The sequence below is a fragment of the Bradyrhizobium betae genome (genome assembly GCF_008932115.1).
Taxonomy (GTDB): Bacteria; Pseudomonadota; Alphaproteobacteria; order Rhizobiales; family Xanthobacteraceae; genus Bradyrhizobium; species Bradyrhizobium betae.
Map to the genome: position 1 here is coordinate 1,519,854 of NZ_CP044543.1, position 13,725 is coordinate 1,533,578.

12 protein-coding genes are annotated in these 13,725 nt (G+C 64.7%); 4 read left to right on the top strand and 8 right to left on the bottom strand.

Features of this window, described 5'->3' with window-relative positions; all coding sequences use genetic code 11:
* Positions 1-28: 28 nt before the first annotated feature.
* Positions 29-592, bottom strand: coding sequence for a molybdenum cofactor biosynthesis protein B (gene moaB, locus F8237_RS07325; protein WP_151643273.1), 564 nt, complete (start codon positions 590-592; stop codon positions 29-31).
* Between the two features lie 166 nt (positions 593-758).
* On the bottom strand, positions 759-1,691 hold the full coding sequence (gene ypfJ, locus F8237_RS07330; protein ID WP_151643275.1) for a KPN_02809 family neutral zinc metallopeptidase: 933 nt from the start codon (positions 1,689-1,691) through the stop codon (positions 759-761).
* A 414-nt stretch (positions 1,692-2,105) separates the two neighbouring features.
* Here ypfJ and F8237_RS07335 point away from each other — a divergent pair, with 414 nt between their 5' ends.
* Complete coding sequence (locus F8237_RS07335) at positions 2,106-3,236, top strand: site-specific DNA-methyltransferase (RefSeq protein WP_151643277.1); 1,131 nt, start codon at positions 2,106-2,108, stop codon at positions 3,234-3,236.
* A 294-nt stretch (positions 3,237-3,530) separates the two neighbouring features.
* On the top strand, positions 3,531-4,217 hold the full coding sequence (locus F8237_RS07340; protein ID WP_151643279.1) for a glutathione S-transferase family protein: 687 nt from the start codon (positions 3,531-3,533) through the stop codon (positions 4,215-4,217).
* Between the two features lie 58 nt (positions 4,218-4,275).
* Here the strand turns inward: F8237_RS07340 and F8237_RS07345 are convergent, their stop codons facing one another.
* The 5 genes from F8237_RS07345 to F8237_RS07365 all read right to left on the bottom strand — a co-directional run bounded on the left by F8237_RS07345 (position 4,276) and on the right by F8237_RS07365 (position 10,470).
* The gene (locus F8237_RS07345; protein WP_162005915.1) at positions 4,276-6,285 is read right to left on the bottom strand and encodes a methyl-accepting chemotaxis protein; all 2,010 of its coding nucleotides are present in this window, start codon (positions 6,283-6,285) and stop codon (positions 4,276-4,278) included.
* Positions 6,286-6,559: 274 nt separating this feature from the next.
* Positions 6,560-9,112, bottom strand: coding sequence for an HWE histidine kinase domain-containing protein (locus F8237_RS07350; RefSeq protein ID WP_151643283.1), 2,553 nt, complete (start codon positions 9,110-9,112; stop codon positions 6,560-6,562).
* Positions 9,109-9,693, bottom strand: coding sequence for a biliverdin-producing heme oxygenase (locus F8237_RS07355; protein ID WP_151643285.1), 585 nt, complete (start codon positions 9,691-9,693; stop codon positions 9,109-9,111). Before F8237_RS07355 ends, F8237_RS07350 begins: the two co-directional genes overlap by 4 nt.
* Positions 9,694-9,805: 112 nt before the next feature.
* The gene (locus F8237_RS37195; RefSeq protein WP_151643287.1) at positions 9,806-9,973 is read right to left on the bottom strand and encodes a YjiS-like domain-containing protein; all 168 of its coding nucleotides are present in this window, start codon (positions 9,971-9,973) and stop codon (positions 9,806-9,808) included.
* A gap of 53 nt (positions 9,974-10,026) precedes the next feature.
* Positions 10,027-10,470, bottom strand: coding sequence for a nuclear transport factor 2 family protein (locus tag F8237_RS07365; RefSeq protein ID WP_162005916.1), 444 nt, complete (start codon positions 10,468-10,470; stop codon positions 10,027-10,029).
* Between the two features lie 91 nt (positions 10,471-10,561).
* On the opposite strand from F8237_RS07365, the gene F8237_RS07370 reads away from it, so the two are divergent.
* Entirely contained in the window at positions 10,562-11,485 is a 924-nt protein-coding gene (locus tag F8237_RS07370) for a LysR family transcriptional regulator (RefSeq protein WP_151643291.1), read from the top strand.
* A 193-nt stretch (positions 11,486-11,678) separates the two neighbouring features.
* Here the strand turns inward: F8237_RS07370 and F8237_RS07375 are convergent, their stop codons facing one another.
* Positions 11,679-12,299, bottom strand: a complete 621-nt coding sequence (locus F8237_RS07375) for a glutathione S-transferase family protein (protein ID WP_151643293.1) — start codon at positions 12,297-12,299, stop codon at positions 11,679-11,681.
* A 139-nt stretch (positions 12,300-12,438) separates the two neighbouring features.
* On the opposite strand from F8237_RS07375, the gene F8237_RS07380 reads away from it, so the two are divergent.
* Positions 12,439-13,716, top strand: coding sequence for a flavin-dependent oxidoreductase (locus tag F8237_RS07380; RefSeq protein WP_151643295.1), 1,278 nt, complete (start codon positions 12,439-12,441; stop codon positions 13,714-13,716).
* The last annotated feature ends 9 nt before the right edge of the window (positions 13,717-13,725 follow it).

Consider the following 13,725-nt stretch of genomic DNA (forward strand, 5'->3'; position numbering starts at 1 on the left):
CCCGCAAGGGGGGAAGGGAAGTAAGCAATTACACCGTCGCGCCCTGCGCCTTGGGTCTGCGCAGATGTTCGTCCAGCCGCGGCATGATCTCGACGAAATTGCAGGGACGCGTGCGGTAGTCGAGCTGGGGTCTGAGGATGCCGTCCCAGCCGTCGCGGCAGGCGCCGGGCGAACCGGGCAGGCAGAAGATGTAGGTCGCGCCCGCAACGCCCGCGGTGGCGCGGCTCTGGATCGTCGACGTTCCGATCTTGGCGTGACTCATCATGTGGAAGGCGATCGAAAAGCCGTCCATGCGCTTCTCGAACAACGGCTCGATCGCCTCGGGCGTGACATCGCGCCCCGTGAAACCGGTGCCGCCGGTGGTGATGACGACGTCGATGCCGGCATCCGCGATCCAGCGGCGGATCACGGCCCGGATCGCCTCGACATCGTCGGTGACGATCTCGCGCGCGGCAAGGTGATGGCCCGCCTCGGTGACACGATCGGCCAGCGTCTGACCGGATTTGTCATCGGCAAGCGCACGCGTGTCGGAGACGGTGAGCACCGCGATGTTGAGCGGGATGAACTGTTTTGACTCGTCGATGGAGGCCATTGCTTCACACCTTCTTTCCAAACCCACCGCCGTCATCCCCGGACGACGCATTCGCGTTCGCTCGGGAGGTGCGCGCGCAAGCGCGCCTCGAAGGATGGGTTACGGGCTCCGCCATCCTTCGAGGCTCGCCAAGAGGCGAGCACCTCAGGATGACGCCACCAATAGCTTACGATCCGCTGCCAAACGTGTTGCAGGCCTGCACCGTGCCCTGCTGGTAGCCGGTCATGAACCACTGCTTGCGCTGCGCCGCAGAGCCGTGGGTGAAGGAATCGGGCACGACGCGTCCCGTGGACTGGCGCTGCAGCGTGTCGTCGCCGATCGCGCTGGCCGTGGTCAGCGCGGCGTCGATGTCGCCCTGCTCGAGGAAGTTCGGCCGCTTCTTCGCCTCGCGATTGACCCAGACGCCGGACAGGCAGTCGGCCTGCAACTCCACCTTGACCTGGAGCGCATTGGCTTCGGCCTTGCTGCCGGCCTGCTGCTGCATCCGCGTCACGCGCGGAATGATGCCGAGCAGGTTCTGGATGTGATGGCCGGCCTCGTGCGCGATGATGTAGGCGGTGGTGAAATCGCATGCCGACTTGCCGGAGCAGCCGCGAAAGCGCGTCTCGACCTCGCGGAAGAAGCCGGTGTCGAGGAAGATGGTCCGGTCGGGCGGACAATAGAACGGCCCCATCGCCGACTGCGCCATGCCGCAGCGGCCGCCATTGGTGGCGTTGCGGAACAGGACGATCTTCGGACCGGTGTAGTTCTGGCCGCTGGCCTGGAAGATCTCGCTCCAGCGATCGTCGATCTCGCCGAGGATGCCGGAGATCATGCTGCCCATCTCGTCGGTCGGCGCGCCGCGCTTGGCCGAGGTCGACTGGCGATCGGTCTGGTAGCTGGGCGCCTGGCCGCCGCCGGTGAGGATCTCGGCGCCGCCGATCAGGATGCGCGGATCGATGCCGAAAGCGTAGCCGATCAGGCCGAGCACGATGATGGTGCCGATGCCGAGCCCGCCGCCGCCCATCGGCAGGCCGAACCCGCCCCCGCCACCGCCGCCGCCACCATCATCGCGACGATCTTCGATGTCGTCGCTGCGGCGGAAATCATCGTAGCGCATGGCGGCTTCCCTCAAGTCCTTGATGGCGTCAATCTGGCGCGCAGGAGCGCGAAAGCTCAACGCGCCACATACGTAAAATTTCCGTTGCCTTTATCAATATCGTGGTCGGCAAAAATTGCCTAGTGCGACGGCATGCCGACGCCAGCAATTTTTTCCTGGGGTCGTGCAGTTTTTTCCGAGAGAAATTTGGAGTCTTTCCGGCGCTCCGGTTGCCCCCGCAGCGCGAAGAAGCACGAAATACACCGCAAAACTCGACGAATATGCGCAACGAACCACGCGCAACGCGCGATGCGAGGCCTGCTTACAAAAGCAGCGGGTTAAGTCGATTTTTACTTTGCCGCTTCATTGTAACGGTCAGTCGGTTGTTTGGTCCCGCGTCGCCGACAGCGTCGCCTGAGTCAGAGTTCTTGAGTCATGGTAGAGTCGCGTCGCGGGGCGTCTGCAAGGGCGCCCCGCACAAATTTCGAGTCCTCGTCGCATCGCATCATCCTCGGTGATTGCGTCGCCGAGATGTCGAAGCTTCAGGCTGGTTCGGTCGATCTGGTGTTCGCAGATCCGCCCTACAACCTCCAGCTCAAGGGCGATCTCAAGCGCCCCGACGAATCCCATGTCGATGCCGTCAACGACGACTGGGACAAGTTCGACTCATTCTCCGCCTATGACGATTTCACCCGCGCCTGGCTGCTTGCCGCCCGCCGCGCGATGAAGCCGTCGGCGACGATCTGGGTGATCGGCTCCTATCACAACATCTTCCGCGTCGGCGCGATCATGCAGGACCTCGGCTTCTGGCTCCTGAACGACATCGTCTGGCGCAAGTCGAACCCGATGCCGAATTTCCGTGGCCGCCGCTTCACCAATGCGCACGAGACCATGATCTGGGCCGCGCGCGACGAGAAAGCCAAGGGCTACACGTTCAACTACGAGGCGCTGAAGGCCGCGAACGAGGACGTGCAGGCACGCTCCGACTGGCTGATTCCGCTCTGCACCGGCGAGGAGCGCCTCAAGGGCGCCGACGGCAAGAAAGTGCATCCGACGCAGAAGCCCGAAGGCCTGCTCGCGCGCGTGCTGCTGTCGTCGTCGAAGCCCGGCGATCTCGTCATCGACCCCTTCAACGGCACCGGCACCACCGGCGCGGTCGCAAAACGCCTCGGCCGCTCCTATATCGGCTTCGAGCGCGACAAGACCTATGCGAAGGCGGCGGAAGCGCGCATCGCCAAGGTCGAGCCGCTGCCGGAAGCAAGCCTCGCCCCGTTCATGACCGCCCGCGAAGCCCCGCGGGTGGCGTTCTCCGAGCTGATCGAGCGCGGCATGATCATGCCCGGCGCAAAGCTGTTCGACGCCAAGAAGAAGTTCGGCGCGCTGGTCCGTGCCGACGGCGCCATCATGTTCGGCGACAAGGTCGGCTCGATCCACCGCATGGGCGCCGTGGCGCAAGGCGCGCAAGCCTGCAACGGCTGGACCTTCTGGCATGTCGAGACCAAGAAGGGCCTCAAGCTGATCGACGAGCTGCGCGCCGAGATCCGCGCCGGCATGGGCGCGGAATAGTTCCCTCTCCGTCGTCATTCCGGGGCTCGCGAAGCGAGAGCCCGGAAGCCATCCAATCACAGCATATGCGGCCCAAATGGATTCCGGGCTCGCGCCAAGAGGCGGCGCCGGAATGACCGTGGTGGTTGTCCGGCGCGCCCTTACGGCGGCGATCGGCCTTTGTTACGCCGGCTGATCTGCGCCGCGCGCAGAGACCGCATGGCAAACTCGCCGGTTGCGCTCCCGGGCCATGTTCAGGCAGAGAAAGCCACGACGCTGCGTTCGTTCTCTAAAAAGGGAATTGGGGAGACAAACATGCTCAAATTCTATTTCAACGGATCGCCGAACCCGACCAAGGTCGCGCTTTATCTCGAAGAGGCCGGTCTGCCCTTCGAGCCGGTGAAGATCGACACCCGCAAGGGCGAGCAGTTCGCGCCTGACTATCTGAAGATCAATCCGAACGGCAAGGTGCCGGCGATCGACGACGGCGGCACCATCGTGTTCGACTCCAATGCCATCCTGCTCTATCTCGCCGAGAAGACCGGCAAATTCCTGCCCGCCGCCAGCGTGCGCGGCGAGACGCTGTCATGGCTGATGTTCATCGCCACCGGCGTCGGGCCCTATTCGGGCCAGGCCGTGCACTTCAAGCACTTTGCGCCAAAGGACCAGAACCACGACTACGCCCATAACCGCTACCAGTACGAGACCGATCGCCACTACAAGATTCTCGACGGTCATCTCGAAGGCCGCCGCTACATGGTCGGCGACAGCTATTCGATCGTCGACATGGCGCTGTGGGGCTGGGCGCGGATGCTGCCGTTCAAGCTCGGCGACGACGCCTTTGCGCGATACCCGAACGTGAAGCGGCTGGTGGACGAAATCTCGGCGCGGCCGGCAGCTAGCCGCGCGATCGCGCTGAAGGACAAGTTCACCTTCAAGGCCGAGATGGACGACGAGGCGCGCGCCAACATGTTCAGGCACATGGCGACCAAGGTCGCCTGATTTCATCGCACCGCTACAAGAGGCCACGCGCATGCGCGTGGCCTCTTGCCTGACAGACTTAGGCGGCGTGGACCGAGTTCAGGAAGTTGGCGACTTCCTGCTTCAACCGGTTGCTGTCGGAAGACAGCGAGCGCGCCGCCGAGAGCACCTGCGAGGAAGCCGAGCCGGTCTCGGACGCGCCGCGCTGCACGTCGCCGATATTGGTCGACACCCGCTGCGTGCCGTGAGCGGCCTGCTGGACGTTACGGGAAATTTCCTGCGTCGCGGCGCCCTGCTCTTCCACCGCCGCCGCAACCGTCGACGAGATTTCCGACAGCCGCGCGATGGTGCCGCTGATTTCCCGGATGGAGCCGACCGACTCCTCGGTCGCGGCCTGGATGCCGGAGACCTGCTGGGCGATCTCGCCGGTCGCCTTCGCGGTCTGCTCGGCCAGCGCCTTGACCTCGGAAGCGACCACGGCAAAGCCGCGGCCGGCTTCGCCCGCGCGCGCGGCCTCGATGGTGGCGTTGAGCGCCAGCAGGTTGGTCTGGCCGGCGATGGTGCTGATCAGCTCGACCACATCGCCGATGCGGGCGGCCGCCTTGGACAACTCGCTGACGCGCTCGTTGGTCCTGCTCGCCTGCCCCACGGCCTCGCCGGCGATGCGGGCGGATTCCTGCACCTGGCGCGCGATCTCCGAGACCGAGGAGGACAGTTCCTCCGTCGCCGAGGCAACGGCCTGCACATTGGCCGTGGCTTCCTGCGATGCAGAGGCGACCTCGTTGGACAGATCCTGCGCACGCGTCGCGGTCGATGTGAGCGTTCCGGCAGACGCCTCGAGCTGGTGCGACGCCGACGACACGGTGTTGACGATCTCACCAACCGCCTGCTCGAACCGGTCGGCCAGCCGGACCATGTCCGCCTTGCGGCTTTCCGCCTGCCGCGCCTCGACCTCCACCTGCTCCGCGCGCATGCGCTCGGTGTCGATCATGTTGGTCTTGAACACCTCGATCGCCTTGGCCATGTCGCCGATCTCGTCGGCCTTGCCGCGCCCGGGGATCTCGACCTCGAGATTGCCACCGGCAAGCAGCCCCATCGCGCGCGTCATCGAGGTCAACGGACCCACGATGCTGCGGGCGATCAGGAAGGCGACGATCACGCCGAACAGGATGGCGAGCCCGCCCGCGATCTCCTGGATGGTCGTCGTACCGTCGATCACAGCTTCGGCGATGGCGCGCGAATCCTTGTAGTCCTTCTTCAAGGCGGTTTCCGCCACCTTCAGCTTGGCGATGCTGTCCACGATGAGGGGCGCGAGGTTCTTGTGGTAGATCTCGTCGGCCTGGAGCATCGCGGCGGACGTGGTCTCGAACGCGGATTTGTAGATCCCGAGCGAGGTCTTCACCGGTGCGAGCGTGGTTCGCAACTCCGTCGCCTGCGGGCTCTTTTCGATCGCCGTGAGCCGCTGCATGGCCCGGTCCACATTCGTCCTGAAGTTGGCGGGCCCCTTGGTGTCGCGCAGGGCCAGGAAGCGCCAGTTGGCGATCTGGACGAGGAGCAGCCTGGATTCGAGATCCGCAACGAGGGCCGCGGTGTCTTCGTCAACGGCGGCACGCGCCGTATCGACCAGCTTGCCCATCTTGACGGTCAATTCGTCGCCGCTCGGCAACAGGGTGGCCTTGCCCGTTCTCGCCTCGTTGACGGCATCGCCGAGATTGTCACGCAGGCTTCGCATTTTGGCGATGTCGGCGATCAGGTCGTTGTAGAGCTTGCGCCGCTCCTCGGAGAGCGTTCCCTTCGCCCCAACCTGCAACAGCTCGGTCGCCGCCGTCTCGCGCTCCGCCGCTTCCCGCATCGCAGGCTCGTTGGCGTCGTAGATGTAGCGCAGATTGGCGCGCTGGATCGCCTGAAGGTGGGTCGAGATCTCCAGCACCCGCGCCGTGCTGTCCGAAAACGCCGAGGCCTTTGCGACCTGGTACTGCACTGCCCGCAAATTCCAGACGGCGACCACCGCCATCACGAGACCAACCACCACCAAGGCCATGAAGCCTGCGTACAGGCGTCCCCTGATCCGCAAACGAAAGTTCGGCATTCCCACTGTCCACCCAGAAGCATGTGAATTCGAGCGGCCGAACGCGTCAGGCGATCGTCACGGCCACCCTGGCAGCCGCGGGTCGATTCTCGGCGAACCACGCTGCACTGCGACACAATGGGGGAGACTTGTTAATTGAACCTTCCAAATTTTCGCGCAGACTCGCAGCGACGCGCGCAATATCTGCTGATTTTATGGACAGTTGCGCAAGCATTTAGCGTACGGCCGCATGTGCATGCAGCCCGCTGCAAACGCCGTCCGGTTGAACGTCTTGTTAGCTGCCTGCCGGCATCAATTTGCCGAGCGCATTTTCGACCACTTCCAGCGTGTAGGGCTTCTGGACCACCGGCGCCGAGGCCAGATCCACCGGGATCGGCGCGCGCTCGCCATAGCCGGTCGCGAACATGAAGGGTACGCCGATCTCCTTCAGCTTCTGCGCCACCTTGATGCTGCTCTCGTTGCCGAGATTGAGGTCGAGCAACGCGAAGCTCGGACGCGTCCGCTCGATCGCTCGCAGCGCCTGGTCGACGCTCGCCGCGGTATCGACGTGGCGTGCGCCGAGATCAAGCAGAATGACCTCAGCCGCCATAGCGATAATGAGATTGTCCTCGACGATCAGCGCCGTGTCGGAAATCCGCGGACGGGTGGATTGCTGTTCTTCTACGCGCATTGCGGCTCCTGCGATCGATGGCACCAACTCGACGAAGTTTGGTGGAATGATGAACTTCGCCTGCACCCCGAGCAGGTCGAAACGAATCTCGGCCTCGCCCTTGAGGTCGTACGGCACGGAGCGCTCGATGATCGTGGTCCCGAAGCCGCGGCGTGACGGCGGCTGCACCGGCGGACCGCCGCTCTCCTTCCATTCGATCTCGAGGCTCGAATTCGGGTCGATACGCCACGCCACCTCGACCTGACCGGTCGAATCGGCGAGCGCGCCATATTTGGCGGAATTGGTCATCATCTCGTGGACGACGAGCGCCAGCGTCGCGAACGCCCTGGGATCTAGCGACACGTCCGGCCCGTCGATCTTCACGCGGTCCGCGCGCGCGCCGAGATAGGCGCCTGCCTCGGATTGGAGCAGCATGCGCAGCGCCACCGGCGCCCAGTTGAGATTGGTGATCTGGTCGTGGGCACGTGCCAGCGCCTGGATGCGGCCACCGAGCACACTGGCGAACTCCTCGACGTTCTTGGCAGTGTCCTTGCTCTGCGCCACCAGCGCGCGGACCAGGCTGAGGATGTTGCGGACACGATGATTGAGCTCGGCGATCATCAGCTCCTGCCGCTCCTGCGCGCCACGGCGCTCGCGGGCAGCGAGATCGGACAGTTTCAGGATCACCTCGAGCAATGTGACGCGAAGGCTCTCGGCGATGCGGATATCGGCCGCCGACCACGGTTTCGACTGGCCTGCCACGGTCTCCTGCCAGAGCTCGAAACTCTTGCGCGGCGTCAGGCGCGGCCCGCTCGGGCCCTCCTCGTAGACCTTCTCGGGGGCGCCGGCCCAGTTGATCGACCGCAGCACTTCGCGCCGGAAGAAGATCAGGCAATCGCGCGGGGTCCGCGAAATCGGGATCGCGAGGAAGCCCGCGGCCCGGTCCCGGAAGGACTGGCCGGCCGCGTAGACCTTGGCGATCTCGGCGCTGGCGAAGATGCGCCCCGGCGAAGTCCGGTTGATGAAGGTGACCAGCTCCTTCACTTCCTCCTCGGTCGGCGTTTCGCCGTCGAGCGTGATCTTGTTGTCGGACCAGACCGCGACGCCGTCGCATTCGATCATCCTGCGATAGTCGCCGACGAAATCGACGATCGCGCGGCGGCTGTGTTCGTGGGTCGCGGCGGTCTCGATCAGCCGCTCCTGAACCTTGTGGGCGCGGGCCTCGTAGGCGACACCGCCCTCACGCTCCCGTCCCTCGACGATCCAGGAGAACATCTGCCCGAACAGCTCGGAGGCCGTGCGCTTCTCGAAGGAGATGTAGCGCGGCGAGTAATGATGGCAGGCAAACAGGCCCCAGAGCTTGCCGTCGCGCAGGATCGACACCGACATCGATGCGCCGACGCCCATGTTGCGCAGATATTCGATGTGGATTGGCGAGACCGAGCGCAGCACGCTCATGGAGAGATCGAGCAGCCCCACATTGTGCGTGGGAGTAGAGAACAGCGCGGCCGGCTTTGCGTTGATGTCGGCGATGATGCGCAGCCAGTTGCGCTCATAGAGGACGCGCGCCTGCCGGGGGATGTCGGACGCCGGATAGTGCAATCCGAGAAACCGTTCGAGCCCGGCTTCCGCCGCTTCCGCGATCACCTCGCCCGATCCGTCCGGGTGAAACTGGTAGACCATGACGCGATCGAATCCGGACAACACCTTGAGCTGGCGCGCGGCCTCGCGGGCCAGCTCCGTCATGCCGCGGGTCTTGCGGATCCGTTCGAGCATCAGGCGCACGAGCTCGCCGGAATTGACGTCGGGCTCGATCACGCTGGGCTCGGCCTCGACGACGAGATAAACGCCGGAGAAATGGATCGAGAGATCGTAGAGCGGCTTGCCGGACTGGATCTCGACGCCGAACACGCGCTCGGTCGCGTCAGGACCGCTCAGCTGGTCGACATGATTGCGAATCATGTCGATCGCGGCTCCTGAAAAGAAATCGGACAGCGGTCGCTGCAGGATGTCGGCGATGTCGGCGATGTCGGCCGCAAGAAAGCTGTTGGCGTTTTCCGAGGTCATGCAGATGGTGAAATCGGACAGCAGCGTCAGCAGGAAGCCGAACGGCTGCACGCTGCCGGGGATATGGATCGGCTCGCGATCGCAATTGGTGAGATTGACCGCCTCGTTCATGCGCGGTCCGCCGCCTGCTCGAACGCGGCAAAGGCCGCGCATGCCGACTCGATCGCTTCGTCCTCGTCGCAGGCCTGTTCGGATGCAAGCGTCGCCAGAAAGCTCTGCCAGAGCCGCTGGCCGGCGCCATGGGCGAGATAGGTTGTGGCCTCGCCGATGCGCGGATCCGCCGCGTCGGCGACCGTCCTGAGCAGGAATTTGGCGCCGAGCCGCGAGCCCTCCAGCACATACATCGTGCCAAACACGCCGCTGCGCGTCAGGGGCTGCACCGGCACCGTGGATTGCGCGGCGCTGCCGAGCCGTGCGAGATCGGCCGCAATCGCGGCGCTGCGCGACCGCACCGGCCAATCCGGAAACATTCTGGCAACGCCTGCCCTGACGAGCGCCGCCTCGAGCGGCAGAAGCGCGCCGGCACTGGCTTGCAGGAAGCGACGATAGCCGGACATGGTGGTGAGATCGAACGACGTCAGCTGCGCATCGAGGTCCCGGTGCTCAGCCGCGGTGGCGTCTCTTAGTCTTTCGCGGAGTCCGGAGAAGCTGCGGCCCACATGTGTCGAAACGTCCGAAGCCCCAGCCAGCATGAAATTCCCGACGCGCGCAATGCCGGGGGCGCGATTGCCCCGGAACGAACCAAACGCCGGGGGAAACCCAAAGGTTCCCGCCCGGCATCGAAAAAATGGGAACGGCGTGTCCCTAGCCTCGCCGACGGGGCCTCCTCAGCTCGTACTCAATCTCGGACCGGGTCATCCCGCAGTCCAGCAGCTCCCGTTCAGTCATGGCTGCGAGCTGATACCGGGCCCGGGACCGCTCCCGCCCGATCCCAACCATCTCGATCAGCGCCCGCCAGGCCCGCACGACCATCGATGGCCGCAACGGACGGGGGTGGTCACGACACGCGACGCGGCTCAATCCGGTCAGCCCGCGGGCCTTACGGGTGTCTGCGGAAAAGGCCCCAGCGCCTTCTCGGTCAGGATCGAGTCGCAGTATTCCCGGATCTCCTTGATCCTGCCGTCCTCGAAACGAAACACCAGACAATAGTCGTTGTCGTAGCGGACGCCCTCCGGCGTGACGTTGTCGCCCTTGGCCTCCACCACGACGACGTCGCCGTCGGCGATGAAGCGGTGAGCGACCGTCCGGGTCCGGTCGGCCAGGCGGGTACGCACATAGGCGTGCAGATCGTTGAGGATCGACTGCTTGCCGGAAAAGGTGCGCGACCAGGAATACTGGCCGGTCACGACCCATTTTGCGTCATCGGCAAGGCTTGCGGTGAACAAAGCGCGGTCGCGCGCGGCCGGATCGGGATCGGCGGCGGCGGCAAAGATATCCTGCATCAGTTTCTTGTTGGCGCTCGCGCTCATGGCGGCATCTCCGTTTGGTGGCAACACGGAGATCATCGTGGGCCGACGAACATTCTTCAAATCGATAGTGAATATGATATCTATTCGCCTCATGAATTTGCATTCACTGGATTTGAACCTGCTGACCGCGCTCGACGCCCTGCTGCGCGAGGTCAATGTCAGCCGCGCGGCCCTGAGGATCGGCCTATCGCAACCGGCGACGAGCCACGCGCTCCAGCGCCTGCGCGACATCTTTGGCGACCCGCTTCTGGTGCGCACCGGCGCCCGGATGGAGCTGACGCCGCGGGCACAGGCGCTGCGCGCGCCGCTGGCACAGGCACTAGACCAGGTACGCGGACTGTTCGTGCCGGAGGAGTTCGATGCCGCGCGCAGCGAGCGGCAGTTCCGCCTGATGATGCCGGATCTCGCGGTCGAGCTGCTGATGCCGCCGCTGATGGAGAAGGTGACGCGAGCCGCGCCGAATGTCCGCATCGACGTCGTGCCGTGGCGGGGGCCCACGATCTTCCATGCCGAATTCGCCCGCACCATCGACCTCGTGATCTCGATCGGCAACGCTTTCAAGGGCTTTCACCGCCAATTGCTCTACACTGACAGCGACGCGCTGGCGGTGCGGCGCGGCCATCCGATGGCTGCGAAGCTGAAGCGGCGCGAGACCTTCCTGGCCGCGCGGCATGTCGGCGTGATCATTCGCGGCCAGCCTGAGGACCTGATCGACACCTGGCTGCGCACCAAGGGCATCGAGCGGCACATTTCGCTGGTGGTGCCGGGCTATCTCGAAGCGCTGCACGTCGCCGCCCGCACCGACCTCGTCGCCTTCGTGCCGCGCCGGCTGATCGCGGCGCTGTCCAGGCAATTCGGCCTGGTCGCGGTGACGCCGCCGCTCGACCCCGGCATCGACGAGCAGTTCATGTTCCATCCGACCCGCGCGCAGATGGACCCGGGCTCGGTCTGGCTGCGGCGGCTGGTGCTGGAGACGGGACGGGAGCTGGAGAAGAAAGAACGGCGTGCTGGGTAGGACACAGCTTCAAAGCAAATGGTGTCGTCCCGGACAAGCGCAGCGAAGCAGAGCGCTGATCCGGGACCCATGGCCCCAGGGTGTAGTTTGACGAAGACTGGTCGTTCGGTACTGCTACCGAGCACGATCGATAGATTCCGCGGTATGGGTCCCGGGTCTGCGCTTACGCTTGCCCGGGACGACACCGAGTTTGTTACGCCTTCTGCGCGTCCATCACCTTGCGCACCGCAGGCCGATCCGACATGCGCTTGAAATGGTCGGCGATCTTCGGCGTGGCGTTGATGTCGACGCTGTCGCCTTCGAGCCAGAGCGAGAGGGTGTGAAGATAGGGATCGCAGGTCGTGAACTGGTCGCCCATCACCCACGGACCTTTGAACATCTTCTGCTCGATCAGGGCGAAGCAGGCGGCCATGGTCTTGGGGACCATCGCCTTCATGTCGGCGAACGAACTCTCCTGCGTCGCCCAGCGCGCGCCGCGCATCTTGTGGGCATGGTTGATGTGCACGGTCGAGCAGAGATAGGAGTTGAACGACTGCACCTGGGCGAAGTCGAAGGGATCGTCGAGCGGCGCGAGCTTCGCCTTGGGGAAGGTCTGCGCGATGTAGCCCAGCATCGCCGGCGTCTCGGTGAGGACGCCGCGGTCGGTCACCAGCGCCGGCACGCGCCCCTTCGGGTTGATTGCGAGATAGTCCGGGCTGTTCTGCTGGTTGTCCTTGAAACTCAGCCGTTCAGCCGTGTAGTCGGCGCCGGCCTCCTCCAGGGTCATGTAGGTGGCGAGCGCGCAGGTGCCGGTGGCGTAGTAGAGCTTGAGCATGTCTGACCTCATGGGAAAGCTGGAAATTAACGGCTGTCGGCAGCCAGGTCTATAGCACGCCGTTCTACGTACTTCGCTCTTCGCAGTTGCCCACATCCGCCCGCCTGTGCCAAGACGCCCGGACTTGGAGGGGTTTGTCATGACGGTACTCATCGCCGGCGGCGGCATCGGCGGGCTGACGCTCGCACTCAGCCTGCACGGCATCGGCGTTCCCGTAAAAGTGTTCGAGAGCGTCGCGGAATTGAAGCCGCTCGGCGTCGGCATCAACGTGCTGCCGCATGCGGTGCGCGAGCTGATCGAGCTCGGGCTGATGGACAAGCTCGATGCCAGCGGCGTCCGCACCCGCGAGCTCGCCTATTTCTCCAAGCACGGCAAGCCGATCTGGAGCGAGCCGCGCGGGCTCGAAGCCGGCTACAAATGGCCGCAATTCTCGATCCATCGCGGCACGCTGCAGCAGATCTTGCTCGACACCGCGGTCGAGCGGCTCGGGCGCGAGAACATTCTGACCAGCCATCATCTGACCGGATGGACCGAGACGGCAGGCGGCGTGCGCGCCGACTTCATCGACAAAGCGACCGGCAAGGCCGCCGGGACCTACGATGGCGCGATCCTGATCGCCGCCGACGGCATTCATTCCGCCGTGCGAGAACAGCTCTATCCGAACGAAGGCCCGCCGATCTGGAACGGCCGCATCCTCTGGCGCGGCGTGACGCCGTCAAAGGCCTTCCTCACCGGCCGCACCATGATCATGGCCGGGCACGAGATCCTGAAATTCGTCTGCTATCCGATTTCGAAGGTGCCGGATGAAGCAGGCAATCATCTGATCAACTGGGTCGCCGAGCGCCACATGCCGCCGACTTACCAGTGGCGGCGCGAGGACTACAACCGCACCGCGCGGCTGGAGGAATTTCTGCCCTGGTTCGAGAGCTGGCAGTTCGACTGGCTCGACGTGCCCGGCCTGATCAGGAACTGCCCGCATGCCTATGAATATCCGCTGGTCGATCGCGATCCGGTGTCGCAATGGACCTTTGGCCGCGTCACGCTGATGGGCGACGCCGCGCATCCGATGTACCCGATCGGCTCCAACGGAGCATCGCAGGCGATCCTCGATGCCCGCACCATCACGCGCGAGATCCTCGCGCATGGACCAACGCAAGCAGCGCTGCTGGCCTATGAGGCCGAGCGGCGGCCGGCGACCACCGACCTCGTCCTGCTCAACCGCAAGAACGGCCCCGAGCAGGTCATGCAGCTGGTCGAGGAGCGCGCGCCAGATGGCTTTGGGGTCGTCACCGACGTGCTGTCGCAGCAGGAGCTGGAAGGCATCGCTGCGAACTACAAGCGCGTCGCGGGGTTTCAGGTCGAGGCGCTGAATGCGAAGCCGCCGATCGTGAGCAAGGACGCGCGGGCGAAGGTGTGATGCTCTCGC

Excerpts from the sequence above, each read along its gene's own strand:
- moaB (WP_151643273.1), bottom strand. The coding sequence starts at position 592 with ATGGCCTCCATCGACGAGTCAAAACAGTTCATCCCGCTCAACATCGCG.
- ypfJ (WP_151643275.1), bottom strand. The coding sequence starts at position 1,691 with ATGCGCTACGATGATTTCCGCCGCAGCGACGACATCGAAGATCGTCGC.
- F8237_RS07335 (WP_151643277.1), top strand. The coding sequence starts at position 2,106 with ATGGTAGAGTCGCGTCGCGGGGCGTCTGCAAGGGCGCCCCGCACAAAT.
- F8237_RS07340 (WP_151643279.1), top strand. The coding sequence starts at position 3,531 with ATGCTCAAATTCTATTTCAACGGATCGCCGAACCCGACCAAGGTCGCG.
- F8237_RS07345 (WP_162005915.1), bottom strand. The coding sequence starts at position 6,285 with ATGCCGAACTTTCGTTTGCGGATCAGGGGACGCCTGTACGCAGGCTTC.
- F8237_RS07350 (WP_151643283.1), bottom strand. The coding sequence starts at position 9,112 with ATGAACGAGGCGGTCAATCTCACCAATTGCGATCGCGAGCCGATCCAT.
- F8237_RS07355 (WP_151643285.1), bottom strand. The coding sequence starts at position 9,693 with ATGCTGGCTGGGGCTTCGGACGTTTCGACACATGTGGGCCGCAGCTTC.
- F8237_RS37195 (WP_151643287.1), bottom strand. The coding sequence starts at position 9,973 with ATGGTCGTGCGGGCCTGGCGGGCGCTGATCGAGATGGTTGGGATCGGG.
- F8237_RS07365 (WP_162005916.1), bottom strand. The coding sequence starts at position 10,470 with ATGAGCGCGAGCGCCAACAAGAAACTGATGCAGGATATCTTTGCCGCC.
- F8237_RS07370 (WP_151643291.1), top strand. The coding sequence starts at position 10,562 with ATGAATTTGCATTCACTGGATTTGAACCTGCTGACCGCGCTCGACGCC.
- F8237_RS07375 (WP_151643293.1), bottom strand. The coding sequence starts at position 12,299 with ATGCTCAAGCTCTACTACGCCACCGGCACCTGCGCGCTCGCCACCTAC.
- F8237_RS07380 (WP_151643295.1), top strand. The coding sequence starts at position 12,439 with ATGACGGTACTCATCGCCGGCGGCGGCATCGGCGGGCTGACGCTCGCA.